This is a genomic window from Arthrobacter sp. MYb23, from assembly GCF_002979775.1.
Lineage (GTDB): Bacteria > Actinomycetota > Actinomycetes > Actinomycetales > Micrococcaceae > Arthrobacter.
This window is the reverse complement of record NZ_PCPR01000020.1, coordinates 58,783-72,197: the sequence shown is the minus strand read 5'-3', so window position 1 is coordinate 72,197 and position 13,415 is coordinate 58,783. Positions and strand designations below refer to the sequence as shown.

General features: G+C 60.9%; 11 protein-coding genes and 1 pseudogene. 9 read left to right on the top strand and 3 right to left on the bottom strand.

Annotation, left to right across the window (positions count from 1 at the left end; translation table 11 throughout):
* Window positions 1-43: 43 nt before the first annotated feature.
* Window positions 44-1,415 (bottom strand): annotated as a pseudogene (locus tag CQ020_RS18135) (flavin monoamine oxidase family protein).
* The gene (locus CQ020_RS18130) at window positions 1,412-2,926 is read right to left on the bottom strand and encodes an amino acid permease (RefSeq protein ID WP_105693137.1); all 1,515 of its coding nucleotides are present in this window, start codon (window positions 2,924-2,926) and stop codon (window positions 1,412-1,414) included. The pseudogene CQ020_RS18135 and the gene CQ020_RS18130 overlap by 4 nt, the downstream one beginning before the upstream one ends.
* Before the next feature lie 110 nt (window positions 2,927-3,036).
* On the opposite strand from CQ020_RS18130, the gene alr reads away from it, so the two are divergent.
* The 7 genes from alr to CQ020_RS18095 all read left to right on the top strand — a co-directional run bounded on the left by alr (window position 3,037) and on the right by CQ020_RS18095 (window position 9,360).
* Window positions 3,037-4,284 carry an alanine racemase gene (alr, locus tag CQ020_RS18125; RefSeq protein ID WP_258142069.1) on the top strand — a complete coding sequence of 416 codons (1,248 nt, stop codon included), beginning with the start codon at window positions 3,037-3,039 and terminating at the stop codon, window positions 4,282-4,284.
* The gene (locus tag CQ020_RS18120; protein ID WP_105693114.1) at window positions 4,274-5,914 is read left to right on the top strand and encodes a PucR family transcriptional regulator; all 1,641 of its coding nucleotides are present in this window, start codon (window positions 4,274-4,276) and stop codon (window positions 5,912-5,914) included. The genes alr and CQ020_RS18120 overlap by 11 nt, the downstream gene beginning before the upstream one ends.
* 166 nt (window positions 5,915-6,080) lie before the next feature.
* Window positions 6,081-6,320, top strand: coding sequence for a hypothetical protein (locus CQ020_RS18115; RefSeq protein ID WP_105693113.1), 240 nt, complete (start codon window positions 6,081-6,083; stop codon window positions 6,318-6,320).
* Between the two features lie 70 nt (window positions 6,321-6,390).
* Window positions 6,391-7,107, top strand: a complete 717-nt coding sequence (locus CQ020_RS18110) for an ATP-binding cassette domain-containing protein (RefSeq protein WP_105693112.1) — start codon at window positions 6,391-6,393, stop codon at window positions 7,105-7,107.
* 93 nt (window positions 7,108-7,200) lie between these two features.
* The gene (locus CQ020_RS18105) at window positions 7,201-8,535 is read left to right on the top strand and encodes a hypothetical protein (RefSeq protein ID WP_146116668.1); all 1,335 of its coding nucleotides are present in this window, start codon (window positions 7,201-7,203) and stop codon (window positions 8,533-8,535) included.
* Window positions 8,519-8,836, top strand: a complete 318-nt coding sequence (locus CQ020_RS18100; RefSeq protein ID WP_105693110.1) for a hypothetical protein — start codon at window positions 8,519-8,521, stop codon at window positions 8,834-8,836. Before CQ020_RS18105 ends, CQ020_RS18100 begins: the two co-directional genes overlap by 17 nt.
* Window positions 8,833-9,360 (top strand): hypothetical protein, encoded by a 528-nt coding sequence (locus tag CQ020_RS18095; protein WP_105693109.1) that lies wholly within the window; start codon window positions 8,833-8,835, stop codon window positions 9,358-9,360. Before CQ020_RS18100 ends, CQ020_RS18095 begins: the two co-directional genes overlap by 4 nt.
* Here CQ020_RS18095 and CQ020_RS18090 read toward each other — a convergent pair.
* On the bottom strand, window positions 9,357-10,223 hold the full coding sequence (locus CQ020_RS18090; protein ID WP_181151942.1) for a carbon-nitrogen hydrolase family protein: 867 nt from the start codon (window positions 10,221-10,223) through the stop codon (window positions 9,357-9,359). The two genes, CQ020_RS18095 and CQ020_RS18090, sit on opposite strands and share 4 nt — an antisense overlap.
* Before the next feature lie 309 nt (window positions 10,224-10,532).
* On the opposite strand from CQ020_RS18090, the gene CQ020_RS18085 reads away from it, so the two are divergent.
* Window positions 10,533-11,723 (top strand): ROK family transcriptional regulator, encoded by a 1,191-nt coding sequence (locus CQ020_RS18085; protein ID WP_105693108.1) that lies wholly within the window; start codon window positions 10,533-10,535, stop codon window positions 11,721-11,723.
* Window positions 11,724-11,852: 129 nt separating this feature from the next.
* The gene (gene mmsA / locus CQ020_RS18080; protein ID WP_024820036.1) at window positions 11,853-13,409 is read left to right on the top strand and encodes a multiple monosaccharide ABC transporter ATP-binding protein; all 1,557 of its coding nucleotides are present in this window, start codon (window positions 11,853-11,855) and stop codon (window positions 13,407-13,409) included.
* The last annotated feature ends 6 nt before the right edge of the window (window positions 13,410-13,415 follow it).

The window sequence follows — 13,415 nt, the reverse complement described above, 5'->3', positions numbered from 1 at the left end:
AGGGTTTGGGGCGCAGAGCGGGCCTCGCAACGTATCCGGGAGATTAATCCAAACTGATGGGGCCGAGTTCGTCCAGCAAGTCGCCCGGGCCGGGGTTTCCGGCGGCCGACGAGCCACCCAGGTGGTTCACCACGCCCCACACAGCGTTCAGGCCCGTGGTCACAGCGCCTTCTGCCCAGCCTGCCGTGAAGGAGACGTCGTCCCCGGCGAGGAAAATACCGCGCTGGCTTTCCGGCAACTGCTCCTGCTTGAAGTGCGTGAAGAGCCGCTGCTGGTAGCGGTAGTGCCCGGGCAGGTTGGCCTTGAAAGCCCCCATGAAGTTGGGATCCGCTTCCCAGGACACGGTGATCGGCTGACCGACGATGTGGCTGGCAATGTCCACGCCCGGGTAGATCTGCTGCAGCGAGTGGAGCATCAGTTTGACGCGCTCCTCGGCGCTCAGGGCCAACCACTTCAATGCGTCATCGTTCCACGTGTAGGACAGGAGGATGACAGCGGGCTTGTCCGGGCCGTCGTCGAGCAAGTACGTTGCCCGATTGAGGCGGTCGGTGAGCGTCATGGACAGGACCTCGCGGCCGGTCTCCGGGTCAATGTCCTTCCAGAACGGGCGGTCCACCATCACGAAAGTCTTTGACGACTGCATGTAGTGCGAGCGCTCAATGGCCGTCCACAGCTCCGCCGGGAACAGCGCTTCCTCGGTGTGGATGCGCGTGGACAGCAGCCAGGACTGGCAGGTGGTCACCACGGCTTGGTACGTGGCTTCGCGTCCCCAGTTCTCGCGGACCAGGAGGTCGCCGTTCTCCGCCCTGCGGATGTTGTCCACAGCTCCGCGGGGCGAACCGCTGTGCAGGGACGCGAGCGAGGTGCCTTCCGGCCAATACTTAAGGCCCGACGGCGCGTGGTTCCAGAGTGCCTCGGGGAGCCTTTGCGCCCCTCCCGCGATGGAGCGGTGCTGGTCGTCTGCATCGGTGTAGACGACTCGAAGGATTTCGAGGATGGAGTTGGGGAAGTCGGTGTCCCAGCCACCCGTGCCGAAACCTACCTGGCCGAACGCTTCGCGGTGGGCAAAGCCGGCTTCTTTGAAGGACTTGCTGGCGGCGATGAAGCCATAGAAGGTCTGCTCATCCAACTCTGGCAGTAGTGCGTTCCACACCAATCTGGTCGGCCTCATAGATGACCGGCTTGAGGCCGAGCTTCATGAGCTCATAGGCAGTGACCAGCCCTGACAGGCCTGCGCCGATGATGGCCACTTCTGTGCCGTACAGCTCCTCGGGGACTGAGCCCAAACCGTCCGGGTGCGCCAGGTAGTGGTCATAGCTGAACGGGAAGTCCGGGTTCAGCATGGTGATGGGTGCTTTTTCAGCTGCGTCGTCGTCGGGAGTGTGAACGACGGGGAGTTCTCTGGCGATGGTCATGAGTTTTCTGCTTTCACAGGTTCCGGGCTCACGGCCCTGGTGGTTAATTCACGGTAGTCCTGCTCGCTGAGCGCGGCTACCTTGGAGTTCCGGCGTCCATAGCCGAAGTAGATGGCGATGCCCACGAGCATCCACACACCGAAGGTGATCCACGTGTCGGCGCCGAGGTTGAGCATGAGGTAGGCACACATCAGCGTGCCCAGGATGGGCGTGATCGGGTACAGCGGGACCCGGAAGCTCCGCTCAAGATCGGGGCGGTTCCGCCTCAAGTAGATGACCGCGACGTTCACCAGTGCGAAGGCGAAGAGTGTGCCGATGCTGGTGGCATCCGCCAGCGCACCGAGCGGAACAAGGCCAGCTGTGAGGGCGACGGCGGTACCAATGATCAGCGTCCCCGCCACCGGAGTGCCGGTTCGGCGGGAAACGCGGCCGAAGACCTTGGGAACCATGCCATCGCGGGACATGGAGAGCATGATGCGGGTTTGGCCGTAAAGGACGGTCAGCACAATACTGGCGATCGCAAGCACGGCGCCGATGGAGAAGACCAAGGCGATCCACGGCTGGCCGGTGATCTCGTGGAGGATCTGCACCAGGGCAGCTTCGGTACCGTCGAACCAGTCCCACGGCCGGGCGCCGATGGCTGCCACGGCAACCAGGACATAAATACTGGTGACGATCACCATGGAGAGCATGATGGCCCGGGGCAAATCGCGCTTGGGGTTCTTGGCTTCTTCGCCGGCGGTGGAGGCGGCATCGAAGCCGATGTAAGAGAAGAAGACGCTCGAGGCTGCGGCGGAAACCCCTGCTGCGCCCATGGGCAGGAGCGGCTCGAAGTTGCCTGCGTTGAAGGCAGTGAAGGCCACGGCGCAGAAGAAGATGAGGATGCCCACCTTGATGATGACAATGGCCGTATTGATCCATGCACTCTCACGCGCACCGCGCACCAGCAGGACCATGGCCAGCACCACGATGACCATCGCGGGGAAGTTCACGATGCCGCCGTCGCCGGGCGGTTGGCTCACAGCGTCCGGGAGGAACTGCCCAAACGCCGCCAACGTCTCGTTGACGTACTGACCCGCGCCAACCGCAACCGCGGCAACGGACACCGCATACTCCAGCACCAGGCACCAACCGCAGATCCAGGCCATCCCCTCGCCCATGGTGGCGTAGGAGTAGGAGTAACTGGAGCCTGCCACGGGGACCAGGCCCGCCATTTCCGCGTAGGACACGGCGGAGAGCAGCGCAGCGAGGCCGGCGATGACGAAGGAGATCCAAATAGCCGGACCTGCCAGCGGCACGGACTCACCAAGGATCACCAGGATGCCGGTGCCCAGAGTTGCACCAACGCTGATCATGGTCAGTTGGAGGACGCCGAAGCTGCGGACCAATGGCGTACCGCCCTCGCCGCTTCCGGCTTCACTGACCATCTGACCAATGGGCTTGCGGCGCAGAAGCTGGGCCCCGAGGCTCGGCCTCGCGACGGTCAGCGCCGCTGAATTTTCGGTGTTCACAGGCACAGTCACCCTTGACGTCCCTTCAAAGTAGTTTCGATTTCCCCTCCACAAGACTGGCATGTGAGCCACCTCTCACCGCGGTGCAAAATGACCTATAGTGTTCAACCATGAGACGTAATGCACACTATCAAGCGGCTGCCCCGGCAGCCCTTTCGGGGCAGGTCACCGTGGACCTGTCCGCGATTTCAGACAATGTCAAAGCACTGAAAAAGCGCACCGAAGCCCCGTATTTCATGGCCGTCGTGAAGGGAAACGCCTACGGTCACGGACTGGTGGAAGTAGCCCAAACCGCTGTGGATGCAGGCGCTGACTGGTTGGGAACCGCCCAGCTCACCGAAGCTATCTCGCTTCGGCAGGCCGGGATCACAGTGCCCATCCTTTCGTGGCTTTATCTGGCATCCCAGACAAGCGCCACCATTCTGGAAGCACTCGAAAACGACGTCGATGTCTCCCTCGGGAGCGTCGGTCAACTGGAGGTGCTGGAAGGCATCGCGGGACGCCTTGGCCGTCCCGCCGTCGTGCACCTGGAACTGGACAGCGGCCTGAGCCGCGGCGGTGCGCGCAAAGAAGATTGGGCCGAACTCGTAGCCCGGGCGCGGCAAGCCGAACTGGACGGGACCCTTCGCGTTCGAGGCCTTTGGACCCACCTGGCCTGGGCCGATGTCCCGGCACATCCAGGAAATGCCACCGCCGTGGCCGAGTTCGAGGATGCAGTCCGTGAGGCGCACCAAGCCGGGCTGAACCCCGAACTCCGGCACGTTTCCAGCTCCGCGAACATCCTGGACCGACCCGAATTCCACTTTGACATGGTCCGCGCAGGGCTCGCCATTTATGGCCTCGCTCCCGCTGATCACCTGGACCCTGCGGACTTCGGACTGCGCCCCGCGCTCAGCGTGACGGCGCCGCTGGTCATGGTCAAGAAAGTTCCAGCCGGCACCGGCGTGAGCTACGAACACCAGGCCATCACCTACGAACCCCGCTACCTCGGCCTCATCCCGCTCGGCTATGCGGACGGCATCCCCAAGGGCATCAGCGGCCGCTCCGTGGTGAACATTGGAGGACGCAGCGTGCCCGTGATCGGCAAGGTATGCATGGACCAGTTCATGGTGGATCTGGGACCGGATGCTGCAGGAATCGACGTCGGCGTTACCGCCGTGTTGTTCGGCGACCCGTCTACAGGGGCGCCGAGCGCGGATGACTGGGGTGCCGCGATCGGCAGTCACGGGGACGAGATCATCAACAGGATCGCGCCCCGCCTGCCGCGCGCTTACTCCAGCGCCGCCGAGCATGACAGCGCCTACGAGTGCCCCGACTACCAGGAGCCGGCCGCCGCCGGGCAAGGCAATGTCGCCTGAGCCCGCCACCGCCCGCCTGAGTTTCGTCACGCTCGAACAGTTCCTGGAGCAGCTGCCGCCGGCGTTGAAGTTACTTCACGACGGCGGCAGCGGCGCCTCGCTGCTCCGGTGGGTGGAGCCCAGTGAACTTGCGGACCCCACGCCTTACCTCCCGGAGGGTGAGTTTCTCCTGACCGCCGGGCTGCCTTTCTTGGGGAAAGGTGGCTCGGCAGCGAAGGTGGATGCCTACGTCCAGCGGCTGGTGGATGCGAAGGTGGCGGCGCTGGGCTTCGGGATCAGGCCCTATTTCGACGCCGTTCCCGACGCCTTGGTGGATGCCTGCCGCCGGCACAACCTCACCCTGTTCGAAGTTCCGGAATCACTGCCGTTCGCGGCGATCGGGCTGGAATTCTCCCAGCTCCTGGAAACGGACAACGCCAGGGTCTTCCGGCAGCTGGCCGATACCAACCGACAGCTCATGCGGGCAGTCCTCTCCCCCAGGCCCGAGCATGAACTGCTCGCGGCCCTCGTTCAACGGGTGCCTGTGTGGGCTGTCCTTGTTGGCGCGGACGGGCGGGTCCGGGCGCGCGGTCACAACACCGGCGGGCACCAGGCCGGCGGCAGCACTGGCAGCGGTAGCACCGGCGTCGAGCATTCTTTGTTGGCGCCGATGCTGGAGCGGCTTTTGTCCGGCAGCGGCCCGCGCGTAGAGATGGACGGCTTCGAACAGCCCGGCTCAGCTTTGGTGTTCGGGCATCCCTTGCGGAGTACCAAAGACGCCAACCTGGGTGCGCTGATCCTGGGTTCGGACACACCCCTGACGCCCGCCCAGAACAACGTGGTGCAGTCGGCTGTGGGGTTGCTGGAACTGTTGGTGCGGCAGCGGACCAGTGGTTCGCTTGCTCCGAGCCAGTTGGCTACGGCGGTTCTGCTGCACCCTGACTCGCTGGCGTCCGGCTCCACTAGACACGTCAACGGCCTCAAGGACCTGGTGGCCCAAAGCCTGGCTTCCACCAGATCCGCCCAGATGCGCGTGGTGCAGGGTGTCAGAGTGGACGGCGCTGCGGACGATGGCCCGGTCCGTGAGCTCCTGCAGTGGCGCAGGTTGTTCGACACCAAGCTGGTGGAAATTACCGACTACGGGTTCGCCGCCATTACCCGGTTCAAGGTGGATGACTCACTGCTCTCCGATGTGGAGAAACTTGGCTGGCGGCTTGTGATTGGCGAGCCGACAGAACTGCTTGGGCTTCAGGCGGCCTACCAACGGGCCAGCTCCCTGCGAAGCCGTGTGGTGACCACCGGCAAGAGCGCCCGCGTGGATGAGGTGACGTGGTCCGTTGCCGGGCTTCTGGGACGCGAGGCGGGAACCCTGCTGGCCGAGCGGCTCCTTGCGCCGGTGCTCGCGTTGGAAGCTGATCGGCGGGACCCGCTATTGAGCGTGCTGCGGGGATGGCTCAGCGAAAACGGCAGTTGGGACGGTTCCGCCAAGCTGCTTGGATTGCACAGAAACAGTGTGCGGCGGCAGATCGGCGTGCTCGGCGAACTGCTGGACATGGACCTCAACCAAGCACAGGTGCGTGCCGAGCTGTGGTTCGCGTTGCAGTACGTGGACGAACTGGTGGACTCCACGGATCTGGCGGGCAGCACCTAGATGACACCGAATTCTTCTGTGCAAGCGGTTTTCACCACTCATTTTTGCCGCTATTGGCACCTATTTGGGCTGTCGGGCGGCTAGGGGGCTGCTCAAGGTGTCTAGCCTCCTCGTGGGTGCCGAATCTCCTCGGCGCCATACAGGTCATCATTTCCGAGGGGGAAATATGCTCGCTACAACAGCAGTACAGGCCACCAGCACTGTGGCCGCAATCAGGAGCAAAATCGACCATATGGTCATTCGTTACGACGGTTGGTTCCTCGTCCTGCTCGCTGTTCTTATGGTCCTCGCATTCGCGATTCTGGGCGCCATGGCCATCTGGTGCCTGACGTCCGGCCGTGGACGGTTCGTCGGCAACTGGAGTTGGAGCCAGTGGGGCGTTTCCGTCTGGGTGGAGTGCGTCTAGTCGTCAGATAACCGCGGTGGTGGCATCGTCGTGCGATGCCACCACAGCCAGATCATGGAGCCAAAGCCCAATGCCCCTTACTGTCGACCACATCGATTATGCGTACAACTTTCAGAAGCAAGTCCTGCATGACGTCTCACTCAGCATTTCCGGAAACAGAATCATGGGTCTTATCGGTCCCAACGGATCAGGCAAGTCAACCCTCATAAAGGTGATTTTGGACCTACTGCAAATGCAGGGTGGCAGCGTCCACATCAACGGGCACCGGAATTCCAGTCGCAGTGCGAAAATGTCTGCAATGTACCTCTCGAGCAATGATTACCTGCCCGAGTTCCTAACCGGTGAAGAATACCTTCGATTCCTGCATGGTCTCTACACTGAACCGCTCGATCTAAAGGTCCTTGGTCATCACTTTGACCGCTATTCAATGAGTGGTCGCCACCGTGACCTCATTGAGGACTACTCCCATGGAATGCGCAAGAAACTCCAGCTCATTGCCGCATTCATGCTGGAACGTCGTCTCACTGTTATCGATGAGACACTCAATGGAGTGGACATCGAATCAGTAAAGATCTTCGAAAAAGACGTCCGGAATCTCGCAAGCGATGGGCGCTCGGTACTCTTGTGCAGCCATGACTTCAACGTTCTTGAGAATGTGGCCGATGACATTGCCGTCCTCATCCACGGCGCCCTGGTCTTCCAAGGGGACCTGGGTTCAGTCAACAAGGACTATGGCAACCTCTCGGCCCTTGCTTCTGAGTACATCCAGTCAATGGAAGTCGAGTAGATGCGGCTCGAAAGCATTGTCCTGTTGTTTCGACTATTTTGGACATTCATTCTCCGGCGGGTTCTGGGACGTGGACTCCTGGCCTCGAGAGCAATGCGAATCGCTGGCGCCTTTATTGTGCTGCTCGGATTTGCGGGATTCAATGTTCTCAGCTACGCGGTGATGCGGCAGTATCTCGGCGGAACTGATTTATTCGAACCCGTCCTCGCAATCGCCAACGTTTCGGTGGGTTTTTGGGTCCTCATTGCGTACACGCTGATACGGGTCCTCTTCTTGAAGGCGGATGAACTTCTAAAGTTGTCCTTTCACCTTCCTGCCACCAACAAGGAACGAACGCTTGCCTTCGCTTTGTTCGAGGCATCGGTGGTGGCAGTGATGACGATTTTCGTTTTCGGCGCATTCTCGATATCAACGGTGCTTCTTGAGGGCCCGGATTTCATTACGAAGATTGCGGTGTCCATTTGGCTTCCCGTAGCTACTGTTTATCTTTTCCTCAGCCTGGCCTACTATCTCTTGGAACGCAGCCTCCTCATCATGCGGCTGGCACGGCTCCGAGGACTACTGGTACCGATTGTCCTGGCGATAGGCCTCTCAGTTCTGTTCCCCTATACGAATGAGCAGACGGCGGTGATCGCCGAGAGCTTCGTCGAGGGGCGTGACTACAGTTCGCCGCTGCTGGCGTACTCCACACTTGAAAAGAACTTCGGATTGTGGCTCGCGGTGATGAGCTTTGCCGCAGCCTCCATGGCGGTTATTGCCGGCATCGTAGCCGCTGCTCCCGGAGCGTACGTCCCCCTCCGTCGCTTCATCATCTTGCTTCCTTCCGAGATTGCAACGTGGAGGCTGGGGGCCTACACGCTGGTGCTGTTCCGCAGCTTCGAAACACTCGTTTCCGTCATCTTCGTCTTAGCGTTTTCGCTGTTTGCATGGCTGCAACACATTGTCATTCCACCCTATGTTTTGGCTCTCATTACATTTCAGGGTGTGTACGCCTATGTAAATTCTGAACCATTGCGGCGCACGTTAGTGCTGCACGTCAGCGCGTGGAGGAACTACGCGAGCATCCTCGGCTCGCAGATAATCCTCTGGGTTACGGTCGCGATTCCGGTTACCGCGGCCAGCCTTGCTCAAGGCGTTGAGCTCTCTGCGTGTTTGCCCGTAGCAGGATTCTGCCTCAGCAATATTCTTATCTCCACCCTCATAGGTATTGCGTTTCCACCTGAAAAGGGGAACCCATTCACTGTTCTGGTCGGTGCGGTGCTGGCCATTATCGTCATCTTGACGATCGCACTCGGCCTCAACGTATTCAATCTCGAACCGGCGATAAGCGCGGTAGTTTACTCAGTTCTGAATATCTTGGTTGTGACATACAGCATCCTCGGTATGCAGAGGATGGAAAGGATTCGACGCCATGAAGTGGCTTCTTAGAGTTATCACGGCATTTTCAGTCTCATTTGTGATCACCATGGCAATGGTGGTGGCAGGATTCATCATGGCCATGTTTTCCACTATGGACGTGGGCGCCAGAAAATTTGGGCTTTTCGGTGCCATCTTCTTCGAGGCCCACCAGCAAGCCAGCGGCGCAACGGCCTTGGAAATTGGGGTCGCCGACGGCACACCCATTGCGATCATCTTCGGCATCTTCTTCGTTTTTTGCGTGGCGGTCACTGTAGTCCTTGAAAAGCTCAAGCTCCGCAAAAAGCAACTGCTGCAGGCACAGCTGCGGTGAATCTCAGCACGGTTCCCATTGGCGAGGTCAAAGTCATGGTGGCCGTCAAAAGCCTGGTTTGGGCCGTCCGCGTTCCGGCCGCCGCAGTGGCTGCCGGCTTCACTGCCTGCGCAGTCACCGCGGTGGCGGGGATTCCCGGGATTCTGCAACCGGCCTTTTGGCTGCTGATCCATGCATCCTGCCTGCTGATCGGCTTTGTGATTCACGAGGGCTCCCACGTCCTCGGCCTCAAGCTGACCCCGGGAATTACCCACGTCACCTTTGCGAGCACACTGCTGAGATTCTCAGTCATTCCCATGGGAAGACTCGTGGGTTGGCAGGCAGCACTTATTGCCCTGGCCGGCCCCTTGGCGGCGTGTGTCGCAGGGGTCCCGGTTGCCTTGGCGCTGCCTGACTATGCACTTCACTGGTGGTTCTTCCTTCACGCCATATTCTTGTTGCCACTTTTCGGCGACGGCAGAAGCCTGGTCAAAGGCCTACTAGCATGGCGGCGACAAGTACACCTGCTTCAGGTTGACCCCTAGCCCTGCCTGTCCTGCCATTGCCCGTACAGTTCCGGCCTGCGCTCACGAAGGTACGGGACTTCCTCACGCGCGGCTTTGACCGCTTCCGTGCCTACCTCCGCGAACAGCAAAGCTGAACCTTCCCCGGCGGCAGCCAACAGAGAGCCGTCCGGCCCGGCCACCACGCTGCCACCCAGGAAGGTGTACACATCCTCGTGTCCGGAGTGGTTGGCATAGGCCACGTTGAGCTGGCTCTCCAACGCACGGGCGCGGATGAGCACCTGCGGGACGTTGTCGAAGCCCGCGGACAGGGCCGTTGGGACGAGTAGGAGTTCGGCGCCGCGGGTGGCTGCGGCGCGCACCGCTTCGGGGAACTCGACGTCGTAGCAGATCAGCATCGACGTGCGGATTCCGTTGAAGTCCACGACGGCGGGAGGTTCTTGGGCGGCCACGAACGCCTTGTGCTCTTCCGGCCCAAAGAGATGCACCTTCGCGTAATTGAGAACCTCGGCGCCTGAGGCGTCCAGCAAAGTAGCCGTGATGTGCCAGCCGTTGCCAGCGGAAGCCGCCTGCCTGTCGTCGTCGTGCGCTGTCTCTTGCTGGTTGACGGCTGCCTGACGGCTCACTGCCGGAAGGCTGTAGACCAGGCCGATCTTGTGCCGGCGGGCAATGTCAGCCAGGCGTTCGCGAATGTCCGGGAGGGTGGCAGGGTCCAGTTCGGCGTGCAGCCGCAGAGGGGCATATCCCACGGGGAATAACTCCGGCGTCAGGAGCAGGCCTGCCCCTGCTCGGGCGGCGCGCTGCGCGGCGTCGTCGATGGTGCGCAGGTTCGCCTCAACGTCCATCACGGAAGCGTTCGCCTGCAGGACTGAGAGCAGCATCATTACCACCTTGGTTTCGCCTGTTCCCAATGCCTCGTACAAGGGCCCGGGAGGTTTCTTCTTCAAGCGTAGGCGCGGCAGGAGCACACGCAGCGGGGCAATTGGACCCGCGTGCCGCCAAAGCGGGACGCAATGCCCCCGCCTCTCACGTTGCGGGGCCCGCTCTGCGTGCCAACCCGGGATCTAAGCACGCATAACGGGCCTCACAAGGGGTACATGTTCATTGTTCTTGTGTTGGAGTATGTCGGTAATGCTTGACTCCTTGCGTTCACTTCTTGACTACAAGCTTGCTTGTGGGGCAATCTTCTTGTCATGTCCGCAACGCAGCGCTCAACGAAGAGCCATCCAAGAAAACCCGGCTCGCAGTCCGCGCTGCGCCACCTGAATCAGCAGCGCATCATCGAATGCCTGCTGAGCGGGCCCTCCACGCAAGCAGAGCTCTCGCGGCAGACCGGTCTCTCCACGGCAACGGTTTCAAACATCGTCAAAATCATGCAGGACGCGGGCCTGGTATCCACGGAGCCGACCACGAGCTCCGGCCGCCGGGCAACCAACGTCAGGCTGAACAGCAACGGTGCGGTCGCCGTCGGAATCGACTTCGGACGCCGCCACCTTCGGGTAGTCCTTGCCTCGCTGGGCTATCACGTCATTGCCGAGGATTACATCGAGTTGCCGCTGGGTCATCAGGCCGAGGAAGGCATTGCGGCCGCGGTCACGCTGCTCGAAAAACTGCTCCAGGAGAACGGGATCGACCGTACGGCGGTAGTGGGGGCAGGAGCGGGTATCCCAGGCCCTATAGACCGGCGATCCGGCACGGTGGCACAGGGCGCAATTCTGCCCGAATGGGTTGGCATCGACATCCTCCATCGGCTGGAGGAAGCGCTGAACTGCCCCGTTTTTGTTGATAACGACGCAAACTTGGGCGCCCTGTCCGAGGTGACGTGGGGGCCTCACAGCGGAGTTTCAAACCTGATGTTCCTCAAGATCGGCTCGGGCATCGGCGCCGGCCTGATTCTCAACGGATTCCCGTACTACGGCAACGTGGGCATCACTGGGGAAATCGGCCACGCCACCATTCACGAGCATGGCCTGGTGTGCCGCTGTGGCAACAGGGGTTGCCTCGAAACGATAGCGTCCACCACCACCATGATCGAGTTGCTGGGGCGCGGCCAGGAGGTGCTGTTGACGCCACAGGACATCGTCCGCAACTGCCTCGCCGGCGACTCCGCAACCCAACGCGTAGTGGACGACGCCGGGTTGGCGGTGGGCCGCGCCCTGGGCAACGTCTCCAACCTGATCAACCCTGAAGTCATCGTGGTGGGCGGTCCGCTGGCGGGGCTTGGCGACCTCCTTTTGGACCCCATCCGGAGGGGCTTGGTACGCCACGCGGTGCCTGTGGTGGGCGAGACGACGCACCTCGCAATGTCCTCCCTCGGGGCGCGCGCAGAAGCGCTGGGAGCGGCCGCCTTAGTGTTCCAACACGCCGGTATTACCGGTAGGTAACGAAATCGTTAGCTGGATCATGCGTTCAAGTCTTGACGACAAGACGGGTGATCCAGTTTACTTTTTCATCAGACAGCCTCGCCATTGCGGGGCCGACAACGAAGTCATGCATTGGAGGCGTAAGGGCTGATGACATCCCTCGACACGCAAGGTGATCCCATCCTCTTGGAGATGCGCTCGATCACGAAGGAATTCCCAGGCGTGAAGGCCTTGTCGAATGTGAACCTGCGCGTGATGGCCGGCGAAATCCACGCAATCTGTGGAGAAAACGGCGCCGGTAAATCCACGCTCATGAAAGTCCTGTCTGGCGTTTACGGCTATGGAAGCTACACGGGCGACATCGTGTACCAGGCTGAAACCCAGCAGTTCAAGGACATTCGCGCAAGCGAAGCAGCGGGCATCGTGATCATCCACCAGGAACTGGCGTTGATCCCGGAACTGTCCATCATGGAGAACATCTTCCTGGGAAACGAACCCACCAAGTGGGGTGTGATCGACTGGGCAGAAGCCCGCAAGCGTTCCATGGAACTGCTGGCCCGGGTGGGCCTCCGGGAGGACCCGGACACCCCCATCAAGGAAATCGGCGTTGGTAAGCAGCAACTGGTGGAAATCGCCAAGGCACTGAACAAATCCGTTCGGCTGCTGATCCTGGACGAGCCCACCGCCGCTCTGAACGAATCCGATTCCCAGCACCTGCTGGACCTGATCCTTGGCCTCAAGGGCAAAGGCATCACCTCGATCATCATTTCCCACAAGCTCAACGAGATCGAACAGATCGCCGACGAGATCACCATCATCCGCGACGGCAAGTCGATTGAAACGTTGAACGTGAAGCGGGATGGTGTGGACGAGGACCGCATCATCAAGGGGATGGTGGGCAGGACGCTCGAGTCCCGTTTCCCCGATCACGAACCGAAGATCGGCGAAGTCTTCTTCGAGGTCAAGGACTGGACGGTGGGACACCCCCAGATCCAGGACCGCCTGATCTGCAAAGGCTCCAACTTCTACGTCCGCCGGGGCGAAATCGTAGGATTCGCCGGTCTCATGGGTGCCGGACGCACGGAACTTGCCCGGTCCCTGTTCGGCCACTCCTACGGACGCTTCATCAAGGGCCAGGTGTACAAGGACGGCAAGCCGGTCAACCTCCGCAGCGTCCGTTCCGCCATTGACGCAGGGCTCGGTTACGTCACTGAGGACCGCAAGTCCCTGGGTCTGAACCTGCTGGACGACATCAAGACCACCACAGTTTCGGCGGCCCTGAACAAGATCAGCAACTACACAGTGGTGGATACCCGCAAGGAATTCTCCGTTGCCGAGGAATACCGGAAATCGCTGCGGACCAAAACTCCGTCGGTCGAAGAAGGCGTTGCCAAGCTCTCCGGCGGCAACCAGCAGAAGGTGGTGCTGGCCAAGTGGATGTTCACTGATCCGGACCTCCTGATCCTGGATGAGCCCACCCGCGGTATCGATGTTGGTGCCAAGTACGAGATCTACGGCATCATCCAGAGGCTCGCCAACCAGGGCAAGGGAGTGATTGTCATTTCCTCGGAGCTTCCGGAGCTCCTGGGCCTGTCCGACCGTATTTACACCATCTTTGAAGGCGCCATCACCGGTGTCCTGGATAAAAACGAAGCAACCCAGGAAAGTCTCATGAAGCTCATGACTTCCGCCCGCAAGACAGCCTGACCGTTG

What these genes read in the sequence shown, in the direction of transcription:
- CQ020_RS18090 (WP_181151942.1), bottom strand. Translation starts at nt 10,223, where the DNA reads ATGATGCTGCTCTCAGTCCTGCAGGCGAACGCTTCCGTGATGGACGTT.
- alr (WP_258142069.1), top strand. Translation starts at nt 3,037, where the DNA reads ATGAGACGTAATGCACACTATCAAGCGGCTGCCCCGGCAGCCCTTTCG.
- CQ020_RS18115 (WP_105693113.1), top strand. Translation starts at nt 6,081, where the DNA reads ATGCTCGCTACAACAGCAGTACAGGCCACCAGCACTGTGGCCGCAATC.
- CQ020_RS18100 (WP_105693110.1), top strand. Translation starts at nt 8,519, where the DNA reads ATGAAGTGGCTTCTTAGAGTTATCACGGCATTTTCAGTCTCATTTGTG.
- CQ020_RS18105 (WP_146116668.1), top strand. Translation starts at nt 7,201, where the DNA reads ATGCGAATCGCTGGCGCCTTTATTGTGCTGCTCGGATTTGCGGGATTC.
- CQ020_RS18085 (WP_105693108.1), top strand. Translation starts at nt 10,533, where the DNA reads ATGTCCGCAACGCAGCGCTCAACGAAGAGCCATCCAAGAAAACCCGGC.
- mmsA (WP_024820036.1), top strand. Translation starts at nt 11,853, where the DNA reads ATGACATCCCTCGACACGCAAGGTGATCCCATCCTCTTGGAGATGCGC.
- CQ020_RS18110 (WP_105693112.1), top strand. Translation starts at nt 6,391, where the DNA reads ATGCCCCTTACTGTCGACCACATCGATTATGCGTACAACTTTCAGAAG.
- CQ020_RS18120 (WP_105693114.1), top strand. Translation starts at nt 4,274, where the DNA reads ATGTCGCCTGAGCCCGCCACCGCCCGCCTGAGTTTCGTCACGCTCGAA.